Origin of the sequence: Pseudomonas sp. GR 6-02, assembly GCF_001655615.1 — a bacterium.
Taxonomy (GTDB): domain Bacteria; phylum Pseudomonadota; class Gammaproteobacteria; order Pseudomonadales; family Pseudomonadaceae; genus Aquipseudomonas.
This window is the reverse complement of the sequence record NZ_CP011567.1, coordinates 2782231-2797274: the sequence shown is the minus strand read 5'-3', so window position 1 is coordinate 2797274 and position 15044 is coordinate 2782231. Positions and strand designations below refer to the sequence as shown.

Annotated in this window: 16 protein-coding genes; 12 read left to right on the top strand and 4 right to left on the bottom strand. The window is 60.2% G+C overall.

Annotated features, from left to right (window positions below):
• The first annotated feature begins 14 nt into the window (after positions 1-14).
• The 6 genes from hpaD to PGR6_RS12500 all read left to right on the top strand — a co-directional run bounded on the left by hpaD (position 15) and on the right by PGR6_RS12500 (position 5926).
• Positions 15-872 (top strand): 3,4-dihydroxyphenylacetate 2,3-dioxygenase, encoded by an 858-nt coding sequence (gene hpaD, locus PGR6_RS12525; protein ID WP_018927921.1) that lies wholly within the window; start codon positions 15-17, stop codon positions 870-872.
• Between the two features lie 201 nt (positions 873-1073).
• Positions 1074-1466: a 5-carboxymethyl-2-hydroxymuconate isomerase gene (locus tag PGR6_RS12520; RefSeq protein ID WP_018927920.1), complete on the top strand. Its 393-nt coding sequence runs from the start codon at positions 1074-1076 to the stop codon at positions 1464-1466.
• Between the two features lie 49 nt (positions 1467-1515).
• On the top strand, positions 1516-2820 hold the full coding sequence (locus PGR6_RS12515) for an MFS transporter (protein ID WP_018927919.1): 1305 nt from the start codon (positions 1516-1518) through the stop codon (positions 2818-2820).
• Positions 2821-2832: 12 nt separating this feature from the next.
• Positions 2833-3636 carry a 2-oxo-hept-4-ene-1,7-dioate hydratase gene (gene hpaH, locus PGR6_RS12510; protein WP_018927918.1) on the top strand — a complete coding sequence of 268 codons (804 nt, stop codon included), beginning with the start codon at positions 2833-2835 and terminating at the stop codon, positions 3634-3636.
• Between the two features lie 18 nt (positions 3637-3654).
• Positions 3655-4455, top strand: a complete 801-nt coding sequence (hpaI, locus tag PGR6_RS12505) for a 4-hydroxy-2-oxoheptanedioate aldolase (RefSeq protein WP_028940814.1) — start codon at positions 3655-3657, stop codon at positions 4453-4455.
• 16 nt (positions 4456-4471) lie between these two features.
• Positions 4472-5926 (top strand): NAD-dependent succinate-semialdehyde dehydrogenase, encoded by a 1455-nt coding sequence (locus tag PGR6_RS12500; RefSeq protein ID WP_064617388.1) that lies wholly within the window; start codon positions 4472-4474, stop codon positions 5924-5926.
• A 63-nt stretch (positions 5927-5989) separates the two neighbouring features.
• Here the strand turns inward: PGR6_RS12500 and hpaR are convergent, their stop codons facing one another.
• The gene (gene hpaR, locus PGR6_RS12495; protein WP_064621252.1) at positions 5990-6412 is read right to left on the bottom strand and encodes a homoprotocatechuate degradation operon regulator HpaR; all 423 of its coding nucleotides are present in this window, start codon (positions 6410-6412) and stop codon (positions 5990-5992) included.
• Between the two features lie 232 nt (positions 6413-6644).
• Between hpaR and PGR6_RS12490 the strand changes: the two genes are divergently transcribed.
• The 6 genes from PGR6_RS12490 to PGR6_RS12465 all read left to right on the top strand — a co-directional run bounded on the left by PGR6_RS12490 (position 6645) and on the right by PGR6_RS12465 (position 11548).
• Positions 6645-7943, top strand: coding sequence for an NAD(P)/FAD-dependent oxidoreductase (locus tag PGR6_RS12490; RefSeq protein ID WP_064617385.1), 1299 nt, complete (start codon positions 6645-6647; stop codon positions 7941-7943).
• Between the two features lie 53 nt (positions 7944-7996).
• A complete protein-coding gene (locus PGR6_RS12485) occupies positions 7997-8362 on the top strand; it encodes a cupin domain-containing protein (RefSeq protein ID WP_018927913.1) in 366 nt (121 codons plus the stop codon).
• A 52-nt stretch (positions 8363-8414) separates the two neighbouring features.
• A complete protein-coding gene (locus PGR6_RS12480) occupies positions 8415-9080 on the top strand; it encodes a helix-turn-helix transcriptional regulator (protein ID WP_018927912.1) in 666 nt (221 codons plus the stop codon).
• A 93-nt stretch (positions 9081-9173) separates the two neighbouring features.
• Positions 9174-9995, top strand: a complete 822-nt coding sequence (locus tag PGR6_RS12475; protein WP_064617382.1) for a molybdenum cofactor biosynthesis F family protein — start codon at positions 9174-9176, stop codon at positions 9993-9995.
• Complete coding sequence (locus PGR6_RS12470) at positions 9988-10788, top strand: SDR family NAD(P)-dependent oxidoreductase (RefSeq protein ID WP_064617379.1); 801 nt, start codon at positions 9988-9990, stop codon at positions 10786-10788. Before PGR6_RS12475 ends, PGR6_RS12470 begins: the two co-directional genes overlap by 8 nt.
• The gene (locus tag PGR6_RS12465; RefSeq protein WP_064617376.1) at positions 10781-11548 is read left to right on the top strand and encodes an SDR family oxidoreductase; all 768 of its coding nucleotides are present in this window, start codon (positions 10781-10783) and stop codon (positions 11546-11548) included. The genes PGR6_RS12470 and PGR6_RS12465 overlap by 8 nt, the downstream gene beginning before the upstream one ends.
• 59 nt (positions 11549-11607) lie before the next feature.
• On the opposite strand, the gene feaR is transcribed toward PGR6_RS12465, so the two are convergent.
• The 3 genes from feaR to PGR6_RS12450 form a co-directional block, all read right to left on the bottom strand.
• On the bottom strand, positions 11608-12570 hold the full coding sequence (feaR, locus tag PGR6_RS12460) for a transcriptional regulator FeaR (protein WP_064617372.1): 963 nt from the start codon (positions 12568-12570) through the stop codon (positions 11608-11610).
• Between the two features lie 119 nt (positions 12571-12689).
• On the bottom strand, positions 12690-13274 hold the full coding sequence (locus tag PGR6_RS12455) for a DUF3156 family protein (protein ID WP_064617369.1): 585 nt from the start codon (positions 13272-13274) through the stop codon (positions 12690-12692).
• The gene (locus PGR6_RS12450) at positions 13255-14754 is read right to left on the bottom strand and encodes an APC family permease (RefSeq protein ID WP_064617366.1); all 1500 of its coding nucleotides are present in this window, start codon (positions 14752-14754) and stop codon (positions 13255-13257) included. The genes PGR6_RS12455 and PGR6_RS12450 overlap by 20 nt, the downstream gene beginning before the upstream one ends.
• Positions 14755-15044 lie beyond the last annotated feature (290 nt).

Sequence of the window (15044 nt, the reverse complement as noted above, 5' to 3'; positions counted from 1 at the left end):
TCAGGAGAATCATCATGGGCGAAGTCGTCCTGGCCGCGAAAATCTGCCATGTACCCTCGATGTACCTGTCGGAACTGCCCGGCAAGCATCACGGTTGTCGCGAGGCGGCAATTGCCGGACACAAGGAAATCGGCCGTCGCGCCCGCGAGCTCGGTGCCGACACCGCCGTGGTGTTCGACGTGCACTGGTTGGTCAACAGCGGCTATCACGTCAACTGCGGCGAGCATTTCAAGGGCATCTACACCAGCAACGAACTGCCGCACTTCATCAAGAACATGGAGTACGAGTACCCGGGTTGCCCAGCGTTGGGCGAGCTGATCGCCACCGAGGCCAATCAGGCCGGGGTGCGCACCATGGCCCATAACATCCCGAGCCTGGAGTTGGAATACGGCACTCTGGTACCTATGCGCTACATGCACATGGGCGTCCCGGACGAGCAGAAGTTTGACGTGATCTCCATCGCCGCGTGGTGCGCCTGGCATCGCCTGGAAGACAGCTTCGCCTTCGGCGCCGCCGTGCGCCGGGCCATCGATAGGAGCGACCGCAAGGTGCTGGTGCTGGCCTCCGGCTCGCTGTCCCACCGTTTCTCCGACGACCGTGAAGCCGAAGCCAACATTCACAACTGGACCCGTGAATTCGACAAGCAGATGGACCTGCACGTGGTCGAGATGTGGAAGCAAGGTCGCTTCAAGGAGTTCTGCGCAATGCTCCCGGACTACGCCGAGCACTGCTTCGGCGAAGGCAAGATGCACGACACCGCCATGCTCCTCGGACTGCTTGGCGGGCCCGAGTACAACAAACCGGTGGAAGTACTGACCGAGCCCTTCGGCAGTTCAGGCACTGGCCAGATCAACGCCATTTTCCCTCTCTGAGGTACCAGACAGGAACTGGCGTAGCAGCTGTCGAGCGGAGCGAGGCGGCGTCCGAGGACGTAGTCCTCGTAAAACCGGTGCTCTCGATTTACCTGAAACACAGAGGTGTATGGGGTTACGACTGCTTCGCAGCCGGACGCTGCCTCGCTCCGCTCGACAGCTGCTACGCGATGCGAAACATCAACGTTACGGGAGACTCACATGCCTCATTTCATTGCTGAATACACCGACAACATCGAACAACAAGCCGACTTGCCCAGCCTGTTCGAAAAAGTCCACGCCTCCCTCGGCGACAGCGGCGTGTTCCCCCTGGGCGGCATCCGCAGTCGTGGAGTGCGCCTGGACACCTGGCGCATGGCTGATGGCAAGCACGATTACGCCTTCGTCCATATGACCCTCAAGGTCGGTCACGGACGAGATCTGCCGACCCGGCAGACAGTCGCACAAACACTGTTCAACGTAATCACCGAGCACTTCGCCGAACTGCAGTCGCAACGGCTGCTGGCGCTGTCGTTCGAGATGATCGAGCTGCACCCCGAACTGAATTTCAAGCAGAACAACGTGCATGCCTTCTTGAAGAACCAGGCGGGCTGATTCACGCCCTCCTTCCGCCAACGGCCACTCAAACAAAAAGTACAACATCATGAGCACAGCCAATACCGCTGACAGCATCACCCTTGCCGAGCACGATCGAACCCACAGCACCGTTACCTGGCGCCTGATGCCATTGCTGTTGATCTGTTACCTGTTCGCCCATCTGGACCGGATCAACATCGGCTTCGCCAAGATGCAGATGAGTACCGACCTGCACTTCAGCGACACCGTCTACGGCTTCGGAGCCGGACTGTTCTTCATTGCCTACGCGCTGTTCGGGGTACCGAGCAACATGGCCCTTGACCGGGTCGGACCACGGCGTTGGATCGCCAGCCTGATGGTGGTCTGGGGCGTACTTTCTGCCAGCATGTTGTGGGTCGAAAGCTCCAGCGGTTTCTATGTCCTGCGCTTTTTGCTGGGCGTAGCCGAAGCCGGCTTCTTTCCCGGGATCCTGGTGTTCCTCAATCGCTGGTACCCGGCCCGGCGCCGGGCTCAAGTCACCGCGCTGTTTGCCATTGCCGTGCCGATGGCCGGAGTCATCGGCGGACCGCTGTCCGGGGCGATTCTGGAAAACCTCCATGACTTCGGTGGACTGCGCGGCTGGCAGTGGATGTTCCTGATCGAAGGGGCGCCGGTGGTCTTGCTGGGCCTGGTGGTGCTCAAGTGTTTGCCGGATAACTTCGAAGTCGTGAAGTGGCTGAACCCGGCGCAGAAACAGCAACTGCGCGCGCAACTGAGCAGCGAAGAACAGCGTAAATCCATCACCTCCTTCGGTGGGATTGTGCGCGACCCGCAGGTCTGGCTGCTGGTGGCGATCTATTTTGCGGTGATGCTGGCGGTCAACACCCTGGCCTTCTGGATGCCAACACTGATCCACGGCGCGGGAATTGGCAGCGATGGCAAGGTAGGCCTGCTCAGTGCAGTGCCCTATCTGGCCGGTTGTTTCTTCATGATCGGCTGCGGACGCTCGTCGGACCGTAACCGCGAACGCCGCTGGCACCTGTGTGTGCCGCTACTGATGGCCGCCGCCGGTATCGCAGTGGCGGGCCTGGCGCCGGGCAACCCGCTGTTGGTGATGGGCGGCTTGACCGTCGCAGGCATGGGTGCCAGCGCCGCGTTGCCGATGTTCTGGCAACTGCCTCCGGCCTTTCTCTCCAACTGCACACAAGCCGCCGGCATTGCCCTGATCAGCTCGTTCGGCAGCATCGCCTCGTTCCTCGCGCCTTACCTGATCGGCTGGATGCGCGACACCACTCAGAGCGCCAGCCTGGCCCTGTATGTCCTGGCGCTGTTAATCGCTCTCGGCGGCTTCCTGGTGCTGCGCACCAATGCGGCCATCGTCAATCCACAATAAGAGATCTTCGTCATGCTCGATCAACAGCAAATCCTTCACGCCGCCGCACAACTGGATCGGGCTGAACGCTCCAGGGAGCAGGTCCGGCAATTTTCCCTCGATCACCCGGCTATCACCATCGAAGACGCGTATGCCATCCAGCGCGCCTGGGTCGCCCAGAAAATCAAGGACGGGCGCAAACTGGTCGGGCACAAGATCGGTCTGACCTCGCGGGCCATGCAAGTGTCCTCGAACATCACCGAGCCGGACTTTGGTGCCTTGCTCGATGACATGTTCTTCGACGAGGGCACGGACATTCCGTTCGAGCGCTTCATCGTGCCGCGGGTGGAAGTGGAGCTGGCGTTCATCCTTGGCAAGCCGCTCAAAGGTCCGAACTGCACGATCTTCGACGTGCTCGACGCCACTGAATGGGTGATCCCGGCGCTGGAAATCATCGATGCGCGAATTCAGCAAATCGACCCGCAGACCAAGGCGACACGCAAGGTGTTCGACACCATTTCCGACAACGCCGCCAACGCTGGCGTGGTCATGGGCGGTCGTGCCGTGCGGCCGACCGAGATCGACCTGCGCAAGGTGCCTGCGGTGCTCTACCGCAACGGCGTGATCGAGGAGTCCGGGGTGTCGGCCGCCGTGCTCAATCATCCGGCCAAAGGCGTGGCATGGCTGGCGAACAAACTGGCCGCCTACGACGTCACCCTGGAAGCGGGCCAAATCATTCTCGGCGGCTCCTTCACCCGCCCGGTGGCGGCCAACCCCGGTGATACCTTCCATGTCGATTACGACATGCTGGGTTCCATCTCCTGCCGCTTTGTTTGATCCCTGGAGGACTGTTCCATGGACATGCCCATCAACCGTTTCAAACAACGCCTCAAAAGCGGCGAAGCTCAGATAGGCCTCTGGCTCGGTCTGGCCGACGCCTACTGTGCCGAGCTGGCAGCCAATGCCGGTTTCGATTGGCTGCTGATCGACGGCGAACATGCACCCAATGATCTTCGCGGGTTGCTCGGCCAGCTTCAGGCAGTGGCGCCCTACCCCAGTCATCCGGTGATACGCCCGGTGATCGGCGATATCGCGCTGATCAAGCAGGTGTTGGATATCGGCGCCCAGACCCTGCTGGTGCCGATGGTTGAAAGTGCCGAACAGGCACGGGAACTGGTGCGTGCGATTCACTATCCGCCCCAGGGCATACGCGGTGTCGGCAGTGCGCTGGCCCGTGCGTCACGCTGGAACAGCATTCCCGGTTACCTCGACAAAGCGGATGAACAAATGTGCCTGCTGGTACAGATCGAGAACCGCGAAGGCCTGGTCAACCTGGATGCCATTGCGGCGGTCGAGGGCGTGGACGGGGTGTTTATCGGCCCGGCGGATTTGAGCGCGTCCATGGGCCATCGCGGCAATCCGGGGCATCCCGAGGTGCAGACGGCCATCGAGGACGCCATCGTGCGGATTCAGAAGGCCGGCAAGGCCGCAGGCATTCTCAGCGCCGACGAGACACTCGCCCGGCGCTATATCGAGTTGGGCGCGGCATTCGTTGCCGTGGGTGTCGACACCACCGTGCTGATGCGTGGCCTGCAAACCCTCGCCGGCAAATTCAAAGATGCTCCGGTGCCCACCAGCTCCGGCGGCGTGTACTGATTTTTCGAGAAGCCCGATGAAACTTAACGATTTGAAACTGCTGCGCGAGCAGGCTTACATCAATGGCCAATGGGTCGACGCCGATGACGGTTCACGCTTCGCGGTGACCAACCCGGCGGATGGCGAAGTCATCGCCCAAATCAGCTCCCTCGGCCAAGCCGAAACCGCCCGCGCCATCGCCGCGGCCCAGGCCGCCCTGCCCGCCTGGCGCGGCAAAACCGCCAAGGATCGCAGCAAGGTATTGCGCACATGGTTCGAGCTGATCATGGCCCATCAGGAAGACCTGGCCCGCCTGCTCAGTTGGGAACAAGGCAAACCGCTGGCCGAGAGTCGTGGCGAAGTTGCCTATGGCGCGAGCTTTATCGAGTGGTTCGCCGAAGAGGCCAAGCGGGTCTACGGCGATGTGATTCCTCATGACAAGCAAGGTCGGCGGCTGGTGGTGATCAAGCAAGCCATCGGGGTGGTGGCGGCCATCACACCGTGGAATTTTCCCAATGCAATGATCACCCGCAAGGTCGGTCCAGCGCTGGCCGCCGGTTGCACCGTGGTGCTTAAACCGGCTTCAGAAACCCCATTGTCGGCTTTGGCCCTGGCTGAACTCGGCGAACGCGCCGGCATTCCGGCGGGCGTGCTGAACGTCGTCACCGGCACCCGCTCTCGAGAAATCGGTGCGGAGCTGACGGGTAACCCGGCAGTGCAAAAACTCTCGTTCACCGGCTCCACCGGCATCGGCAAATTGCTGATGGCCCAGTGTGCGCAAACCATCAAGAAAGTCAGCCTGGAACTGGGCGGTAACGCGCCCTTTATCGTCTTCGAAGACGCCGACCTGGATGCCGCCGTGGAAGGTGCGATCGGCTCGAAATTCCGCAACAGCGGCCAGACCTGTGTCTGTACCAACCGCTTGCTGGTACAAAACAGTGTCTATGACGAGTTCGCCCGCCGCCTGGTGCTGGCAGTCGACGCCCTGAAGGTCGCCCGGGCCGAGACCGAAGGCGCGCAACAAGGGCCGTTGATCAACGCCAAGGCGGTGGCCAAGGTCGAGGAACACATCAACGACGCACTGGCCCAGGGCGCGACGCTGCTGGCCGGCGGCAAACCCCACGCACTGGGCGGCAACTTCTTCGAGCCCACGGTCCTCGGCGACGTCACCCCGGTCATGCTGGTGGCCCGGGATGAGACCTTCGGCCCGCTGGCACCGCTGTTCCGTTTCGACACCGAAGCCGAGGCAATCGCCATGGCCAACGATACCGAGTTCGGTCTGGCGTCCTATGTCTACACCCGCGACCTGGGCCGGGCCTGGCGCGTCAGCGAGGCGCTGGAGTACGGCATGGTCGGAGTCAACGAAGGACTGATCTCCACCGAAGTGGCGCCGTTCGGCGGGATAAAGCAGTCAGGGTTGGGCCGCGAAGGTTCCAAGTATGGGATCGATGATTACATCGAGCAGAAGTACATGTGCCTGAGCATCAAATAATCTCTGTACAACGCGTCATTCGATTTCGCGAGCAAGCTCGCTCGCGAAATCGCTCCGATATTGTCAGCGCTTGATGGTCTTCAACTCGTTGAGCAGCCCGAGCAACGTCTGCAACTTCTCCTCTCCCAACTGTGCCTGCAACCGTTGGTAGTTCTCTTCCATGCACTGGCTCATGGACTCAAAGCACGCCTCGCCCTTTTCGGCCAGGGTCACCAGCACCCGTCGCTGGTCCTGCTCGGCCTTGCGCCGATGGACCATGCCGGCCGCCTCCATGCGCACCAGCACACCGGTCATGCTCGGTTTGAGGATGCACGCCAGTTCCGCCAGCCGGTAGATTTCCAGCTCCCCGTGCTGACTGAGAATGCGGATAACCCGCCACTGTTGTTCAGTCAACCCGTGCTGGTTGAGCGAGGGACGAAAAAAACTCATGGCTGCTTCACGTGCTTGCAGCAGGGTCAAGGTCAGGGATTGCCGGGGTTTGAGCATCGGAGTCAGGATCACGGTTGATTTAGTTAATAATTTAACGAAACTCTATCATCCTGTCCTCCCGAACGCGCCATAACTTCTTATCGCAAAGGCCTTCTGGCGCGCTGAATCAAAAATCCCGGCATAGAGAATCAAGACATCCACCGAGCCAAGGCTCTTAATAGGAGTCATCCGGTACAGAGCTAATCAAAGGCCCTGCGTTGAGTTTTTCTTCACTTTTTCAGGCTGCGCCATGATCAATATCGAAACGCCCACCTATTACACGGCCACCAAAAAATACAATCTCAGCTTCCCGACCCTGGAACAGGATGTGGAAGCCGACGTTGTGGTCATTGGCGGTGGTTTCTCCGGCATCAATACCGCGCTTGAGCTCGCCGAAAAAGGCATCACCAACATCGTTGTGCTGGAGGCGCGTTACCTGGGTTTCGGTGGCACCGGGCGCAATGGAGGGCAGATCATGGCCGGCATCGGTCACGACCTGGAGAAGATCAAGAAGGACGTGGGCGAGGACGGTCTGCGCCAGGTCTTCGAGATCAGCGACCTGGGCGCGGACATCATCAAGGACCGCATCGCCAAGTACAACATCGATGCCGACTTCTGCCACGGCTACGGCTACATGGGCTTCAACGCTCGCCAGGAAAAGACCCTGCGCGCCTGGGAAAAAGACTTCAAATCGATCAACAGCAAACACGAGATTCGCTTTCTCGGTGGTTCGGACGTCAAGCAAATCATCGGCTCCGATGCCTACAGCAGCGCATTGCTGCACACGGGCGGCGGTCACGTCCATTCGTTGAACCTGCTACTCGGTGAAGCCAAGGCACTGGTTGGGCACGGCGTGCGGATTTTCGAGAACAGTCCAGCGCTGGAAGTCAGCTATGGCGAGCGCATCACCGTGCGCACCGGCCGTGGTTCAGTAAAGGCCAGCAAGCTTCTGTGGGCCTGCGACAGTTTCCTCAACAAGCTGGAACCTGAGCTGCACCGCTCGACCATAAACACTTACGCTTTCCAGATGATGACCGAGCCACTGTCGGACGAGTTGATCAACCGCATCAGCCCGATTCGCGGCGCCTACAGCGACATTCGTCCGGTGATCGACTACTACCGCGTCACCAACGAAAACCGTCTGTTGTTCGGTGCGGCCACACCGCTGGTCGAGCACATCCCCCTGGACCTGAAAGCCTGGAACCGCAACCTGATGCTGAAGATTTTCCCGTACCTCAAGGACGTGAAAATCGATCTGGCCTGGGGCGGTCCGATGGCCTGCAGCCCGAATCTGTTCCCGCAGATCGGCACCCTGCCCGGTCGCAGCAACGCCTTCTTCGTTCAGGGCTATTCGGGCTTCGGCGTCACCCCCAGCCACATCATCTGCAAGGTGCTGGCCGAAGGCATGAGTGAAGGCTCGGCGCGCTATGACCTGGTCAGCTCGATCCACCGCCCTACCATCCTTGGCAAAGATGCGTTTCGCCCACTGTTGCTGACCGCCGGCAAGTCCTGGCACCAGCTGTCAGGTTATTGGAACGGGCGTCGGTAACTGCCAAGGCGCTCTTCCCTTTTCTGTTTTTTTACTCATCAGGAGCAACTGCCATGACCCTTACCACCCTCAAGAAAGACATCCAGCTGTCCGAACTGGACGCCTGGGGCTCCGTTGCCGACCTCGGCTCGGAAATCCTCGAAGGCGAAGTCAAAGCCTTCGGCAAAATGACTTTCGGCGCACCGACCGACCCGGTCAGCAGTGCCTATTTCGGCACCACCCAGGGCAAGTTCCGCATGGTCTATCCGTTCGCCGAACAAGCTACGGTGGTTACCGGCGAAGTGGTCCTGACCAACGAATCCACCGGCCAGAGTGCTCGCTACAAGGCCGGCGACAGCTGGTTCGTGACCAAAGGCACTCCCGTGCTGTGGGAAGTGGTCAGCGAAAGTTTCGTCAAACACTACTTCGCTGTCGCTTGACCGATTCGGGTTGCCGGCGAACAGCCGGTAGCCCCTTGGCGAGGTACCGAACATGAATGCCCTCCCCACCCAGGAAATCGCCGGCCATTGCCTGCAAGCTTTCACTCAACTCGTACCTGCCAGTCAGGCGGCGTTCTACTGTGTCGACCGGCAACTGCAAGCCCGTGACTTCCGGCTGCATTGCATGAGCGATGAGATGCATCGCGACTATCTGGACAACTACCGTCGGTTCGACCCTTTGCAACCGCGAAATTGCCTGTCCAGCGGGCGAGCCGTGGTGCCTCTGGGTTTTGCCATGGCCCGACAGCCGACACGGGACAGTCGGCGCTATCGGGACTTTCTGCAGCGCTATGGCATTGTCGATGTGGTGGAAATCCTCGCCCATCGCGCCGGCCAGCCTCAGGCCGCGATCTCGATGTTACGCACCGCCGAACAAGGCGCCTTCACCACCGACCAACTGGCCCAGCTCAATGCCTTGCAGTCCCTGCTGCAACTCGCCGTCGCGAACATACAGCCCTGCGAAGATCCGCTGACCGGCCTGACGCCCAAGGAGCGGCAGATCGCGTTGTTACTGCGCCAGGGCGCCAGCAACAAGCAACTGGCCCTGGAACTGAAAGTCGGTCTGCCGACCATCAAGACCCACCTGATCAACCTGTTTCGCAAGACCGGCGTCAGCAGCCGCACCGAGCTGGTCGGAACCCTGTTTCTCCAGCTCTGATTTTTTAGCCCGGCTCAACCATCCGGTTGATAGGCGAGCTTGTTTGCGAACCGCATGCTCCAGATTGTTATTTCACTCAACTGGAGCATTGCAATGACAACATCATCCGACTGGATCACCGTTGGCGCCCTGGCCGACGGCTTCGCCCCTGAAGCCTTCATCCTGCCGAACCTGGCCGACCTGAACGGCAAGGCCTTCACGCTGAACTTCGCCAATGGCTGGCAGATCGAACATCGTTTCGACACCGAAGTCCTATCCTGGACCGCTGCCGATGGGCACTCCACGGGCACTGCAAACTATCGAGCCACCTCAGTGCGTCCAGGTCTGTACCTGGTGGACTTCATCAAGCACGAAGGTGGTCAAGCCTGGTCGATCAGCCTGGTGCTCGACACCGTTAGCGCTGCATTCACCGCCGTGATCGGCCGCATGCCGACCCAGGATCAAACCCGTGAAGGCCTCTACAGCCGTGCGCTGGCGGGCAAGCACCTGACCTCGGTCGAAGTCGAGTTTTTGCATGGCAGCCTTGATCGTCCGTGGCAGGAAGGCCAATGCCCTCACGCACCGACCAGCGAACTGAGCGGCCTGCGCAACCTGTATCGCTACAGCCCAAGTGAAGTCTACGAACACATCTACCTCAACGATCAGTTCTATTCCTGGCAGTGCCTCAAGGGCGTCGAGCAAGGCCTGTGCGACACCGACCGTTGTCACTACTACAAGATCGCCGATCAGCTGTACCTGTTCGTCTGGCGCGAGAAGATCATCCCGACCCTCGGCCTGGTGCTGATCGACCTGCAACAGCACCGCAGCGACGGCAAGATCTTCGGTTATGCCGGGTCGTCCTTCGATGAACTGTCGAACTTTCCGGTCAGCTCTTACTGCCAGGTTCTCAACCGGACGGAGTATCCCAATGCCTGAGCCACGTATCGTTGCAATCACCGGTGCCGGGACGGGCATCGGTGCTGCCTGTGCCCGGCTGTATGCAGCCGAAGGCGCCAGTCTGGTGTTGATCGGCCGCCGCCGCGAGCCCCTGGAGCAAATTGCCCGGGAGACCGGCGGGCTGGTTTTGGTCGGCGATGCCGCCTGCCCGGACGCCTGGGCAGGATTCGTGGCACAGATTCGTCAGCGCTACGGGCGCCTTGATGTACTGCTGGCCTGTGCCGGCGGCCTTGGCCTGGGCAGCGCCACCGACACCAGCCCGCAAACCTGGGAAGCGGCGTTGCGCAGCAACCTGGACAGTGCCTTCTACAGTGCCCGGGCCTGCCTGCCTCTGCTGCTGGAAAGTACCGGCAACATCGTGCTGATCGGGTCCATTGCCTCACTGGCGGCGGGCCCCGAAGTCTGCGGCTACACCACCGCCAAGCATGCGCTGCTCGGCCTCAATCGTTCGCTGGCCAGAGATTACGGCCCGCGCGGTGTACGAGTGAACGCCGTCTGCCCGGGCTGGGTGCGCACGCCCATGGCCGATCAGGAGATGCAGCCGCTGATGGATTTTTATGGCGAAACGCTGCAGCAAGCCTATGACCGGGTCTGCGCCGACGTGCCGTTGCGACGACCGGCCAGCGCCGAGGAAATGGCCAGGGTTTGCCGCTTCCTGGCCTCTAGCGAAGCGTCGATTATCACGGGCGCAACCGTGGTGGCCGACGGCGGCTCGAGCATCGTCGATGTGCCGACCCTGGCCTACACCCACATGGAGCCGTCTCATGCCTGATGACCTGGATTTCAGCGGTAAAACCGTACTGGTGACCGGCGGCGCCCAAGGCATTGGCCGGGCGATCGTCGAAGCCTTCGCCTGGCGCGGTGCGCGAGTGGTAATCGCCGACCTGCAACTGTCACAGGCTCAGGCACTGGCCAGCGAATTGTCCGGGCAGACGTGTCAGGTCGAAGCTGTGGGCGTCGATCTGGCCGATGCCACGGCAGTGTTCGAGATGGTCCGGGCACTGGAGCAACGCTGGGGTCGGCTCGATATTCTGGTGCACAACGCCGGGTATTTTCCGCTGACACCGTTTGCCGACATCACGCCATCCATTCTCGAGCGCACCCTGGCGGTCAATCTCTCGGCATTGTTCTGGCTGACCCAGGCGGCCTTGCCGATGTTTCACCGTCAGGGCGGTGGTTGTGTGCTGGTCACTTCGTCAGTTACCGGCCCAAAAGTGGCTTATCCGGGGCTGAGCCATTACGCGGCATCAAAAGCCGGGGTCAACGGTTTCATCCGCAACGCGGCACTGGAACTGGCCGGACACAACGTGCGGGTCAATGGCGTCGAGCCGGGCATGATCGCGACGCCAGCCATGGGCAATCTGGGGGACGACCAACTGAACGAAAATATCGCCAGTCGAGTGCCCCTGGGACGGCTTGGCAAGGCGGCGGATATTGCCGGAGCCATGCTGTTTCTAGCATCGGATCTGGCAACTTACATCACCGGACAGACGCTGGTGGTCGATGGCGGCTCGACCTTGCCAGAGGTTTGATATAGCGTTTTTTCATGCTGGAAGGGGGCTTTGAAAAGCCCCCTTTTTCATTCAGAGAGTCAAGCCGTCCCCACCGCCTGCTGCAAATGACTGGAACGAAAATCCTTGGGTGACAGCTCGAACTGCTTCTTGAACGAGCGGCTGAAATGCGCCGAGTCGGTGAAACCCCACTTGTAAGCGATGGAGGTGATCGATTCGCTACGCAAGAACGGATTGGTCAGGTCATCGGCGCTGCGCTTGAGCCGCGCCCGTTGAATGTAGCGACAGACGCTATCGTCCTGCTCTTCAAATAACCGATACAAGTGCCGCACTGAAATGTTCAATCGATTGGCCAGCCCGACGGGACTCAAGCCCGGCTGGGTCAGGGACTCGTCGATGACTTTCTGCACATAACTGCGCAGGTTGTTGCCCTGCAACGAAGTAACGTCATCCCCCGACACCTGATCCTGATCGAATGCCGAACCCAGCAACGATACAAAAGCCGATTGCAACGCCTCACCCTCACCGACTGCGCCCTCGCCCACCCACGCGTCCTTGCACAGCTGATCCACCAGCACATGCAGCATCCGCCCACAGGCCTTGCTCGAGGAAATCTTGCCGAACGTCCGGGACTGGCTGCCAAGCTGTTTGCACACTTCGTTGCGGGACAAGGAGACCGAGACATGCTCGATCAGCCCGAATGGGCTGATTTCAATGGAACCTGCCGAGTCCATCAGCAGCAGGTCCCCGGGAGCCAACTGGATGCTCTGTCCGTACTGGGTGATCTGGCAGTAACCGCTGCGCTGGCTGACCAGGAAGCAATCCTGTTCGTTGTCGTGATCGGCGTTGGGCTTGTCGCGCTTGATAAGCCCTGCGTTGGTACGCAAGTTCGCCAAGGACAGACCGCCCCGGGAACACTCGGAAACCTCGCCAATGAACAGCGAACGGTTGTAGGCCAATTCTGTGTCGAAATGACCACAGGCTGCTCGCAGATCCCGGGTCCAGGTTTCCAACCCATCTTGCATAGACTGATGGATGCTCATGGGGCTCTCCACAATGGCTTTTTGTTTTTGTTGCACAATAGTTAACATGTTATCTATATGCGCGCAACAAGTACGTGTCTGCCAAAGTGGGTAGCACTAATGATGCCAAAAATCGCGAATCAAAGCGTGCGCAACAAGCGCTGCAATCCAGTCAACGCTTCAAGCAGCCAAGTGCGTTGATCACGGCTCAAAGCGATGTAGCGACGAAAGGCCGGCATCCGGTTGACCACCTCGCTGCCACCCATATGCTCCAGCCGTACGCACCACTGATGCCCTTGCAGATCGATGCGCAAGCGTTTGAAGTCCAACGGCATCAAGGCCTGGTGCAGCGCACTGTCTTCCTGCAACCTGGCTTGCAACCTGGCTAATAGCGCGGGATCTCCAGCACGCTGCCGACAGCGGATCCCGGTCCGTCGAACAGCCCCGCTATGGTGCAGTTCGAAGCTCGCCGCGCCCTCAGTCGAGGCAGGCACCCGGATCACGAACTCGGTCATGACCAGGTGCATCAACAGCTGCGACTCGGTGCGCTCGACGATCTCCAATTGCAGGCTGCCATCGTCCAGCGAAGCCCGGGCCGCTGTCGGCTCTGTCTGCTCGAAACTGGCCAGACCGAGGTTGCGCCGCAGGTGCTCGAGCGTCACCCCAGGTCGATAACCGGCTGGGGCGCGTCTGGCGCTGAACAGCTCAGACAGTTTTTGCAGCATGGTCGATATACCCGTTGTCGGGGTGCCCCGGTTCATTGGAGAACTCCTTGGCCAGCACTTCTTCCACCGAAGCAGGCTTGAATGGATTGACCTTCTGTACGACTAACGTCCAGAACAGCGCGTACACCGCGGTGCCACCAAGCATCACCGCGAACGGGACATAGATATCCGCGGGGTTCATGCCGGGCGGCGTGATAAACCACATGCCCAGCAGGATGCCGACGCTGGAAAGGATCTGTGGCAACGGGAAGAAGGGCGAGCGATAGGCCCGTGGCAGATCGGGACGACGGATGCGCAGCATTACCACCGACAGCGTCACCAGCAGATAGGCAAAACTCCAGGCACAAACGGCGGCCAACACTAGATGCATGATGTTGTCAGTGTTACCGCCCAGATACAGCGCATGCAGGCAAGGAATCAGCATCGCCACCAGAATGCACAGCAGCGGCGTCTTGAAGCGTGGGTGCAAGTAGGTGAAGACCTTGGGCAACGCGCCGTCGACTGCCATGCCGTAAAGAATCCTCGGCACACCCGCCATCAGCGTATTGATGGTCGCCGCCCCGGCAAACAGAAAGCCGATCCCCAGCCACATCGGACCGATATTGCCCATCACCTGCTCGGCGAACTTTGGAATGGCCATCGGTGTATCGAGCAGATGCACGCCACCGGCGGCATCAAGCAACACGTTCTCCACTTGACGCTTCATTGCCGCGCCATAGATGAACATGCACGACGCAACGCTCAACAACCCCAGAATCATCGCCTTGGGCATGACCTTGGCCGATTGGCGCAAGTCCGGCGCCAGAGGGGTGACGAACTCACAACCGACGAACATGAACATGGCCATGCCCACCAGCGACAGGATGGTGATCAGGTCAGTACCCACAAGGGATACACCGAACCAGCCATCCAGTTGCACCGCTGGCGCCGCGATCAACCCCAACACGCCAAACACCATCAACGTGGTCCACATGCCGAAGGTCAGAATGATCTCTGCCCTGCCGAAGGCGCTGACGCCGAAGGCATTGAGAATCCCGAACACCACGACGAACCCAACCCCAAGCAACCAGGAACCACCGGCAGATTCTGCCAAGGTATTGAGGTGCTCGAAGTTCACCAGGGCCATGACCCCGGAAAGAATGGTCTCGGCAGTGCCTGCGAACACATGCACGATCAGGTAGGCCGACAACGTGCCAGTGATAGCAAAGAAGCGGCCCATGCCGCAATTGATGTAGTCGTAGACCGAACCGGTAGTCGGCAGGATCGATGCCGCTTCAGCGAAGGTGGTCGCCTGGGCCAACATCATCACCACGGCAATCAGCATGGCCACCGCGAAGGCGCTGCCGCCGATGCCAAAGCCCATGGTCGCGGTGAGAATCACCGGGCTGGCCATGATCAGACCAATGGTACTGGCGAGCGCAGTGGGAAAACCGACCGTGCCCCGGTTCAAATGCTCGGTGAGTCTGTCATTGATCGACATAGTGCAGATCCTCGAAAGCGGATTTTTATAGTGGATGTATCGAGCCGTTCAAGGAGCCGGCGATAAAGCCCTCCCCAGCCAGTCCCTGAGCGAAACGGCGCCGTGTGCAGAGTGACTGTGCTCCTCTGCCACCCAGATCGTCTTGCCCATGTCTGCCGCCGGTCTTGTTGCTCCCTGCCATGCTTCACCGCGTGGCTGACAGGATCAAATGCCTGGCACGCAGGTGAAAGACTTCCCCCACCTCCAGTCGCCCTAATGCGCACTCGACCTATCGAACTGTCCAACAAAAG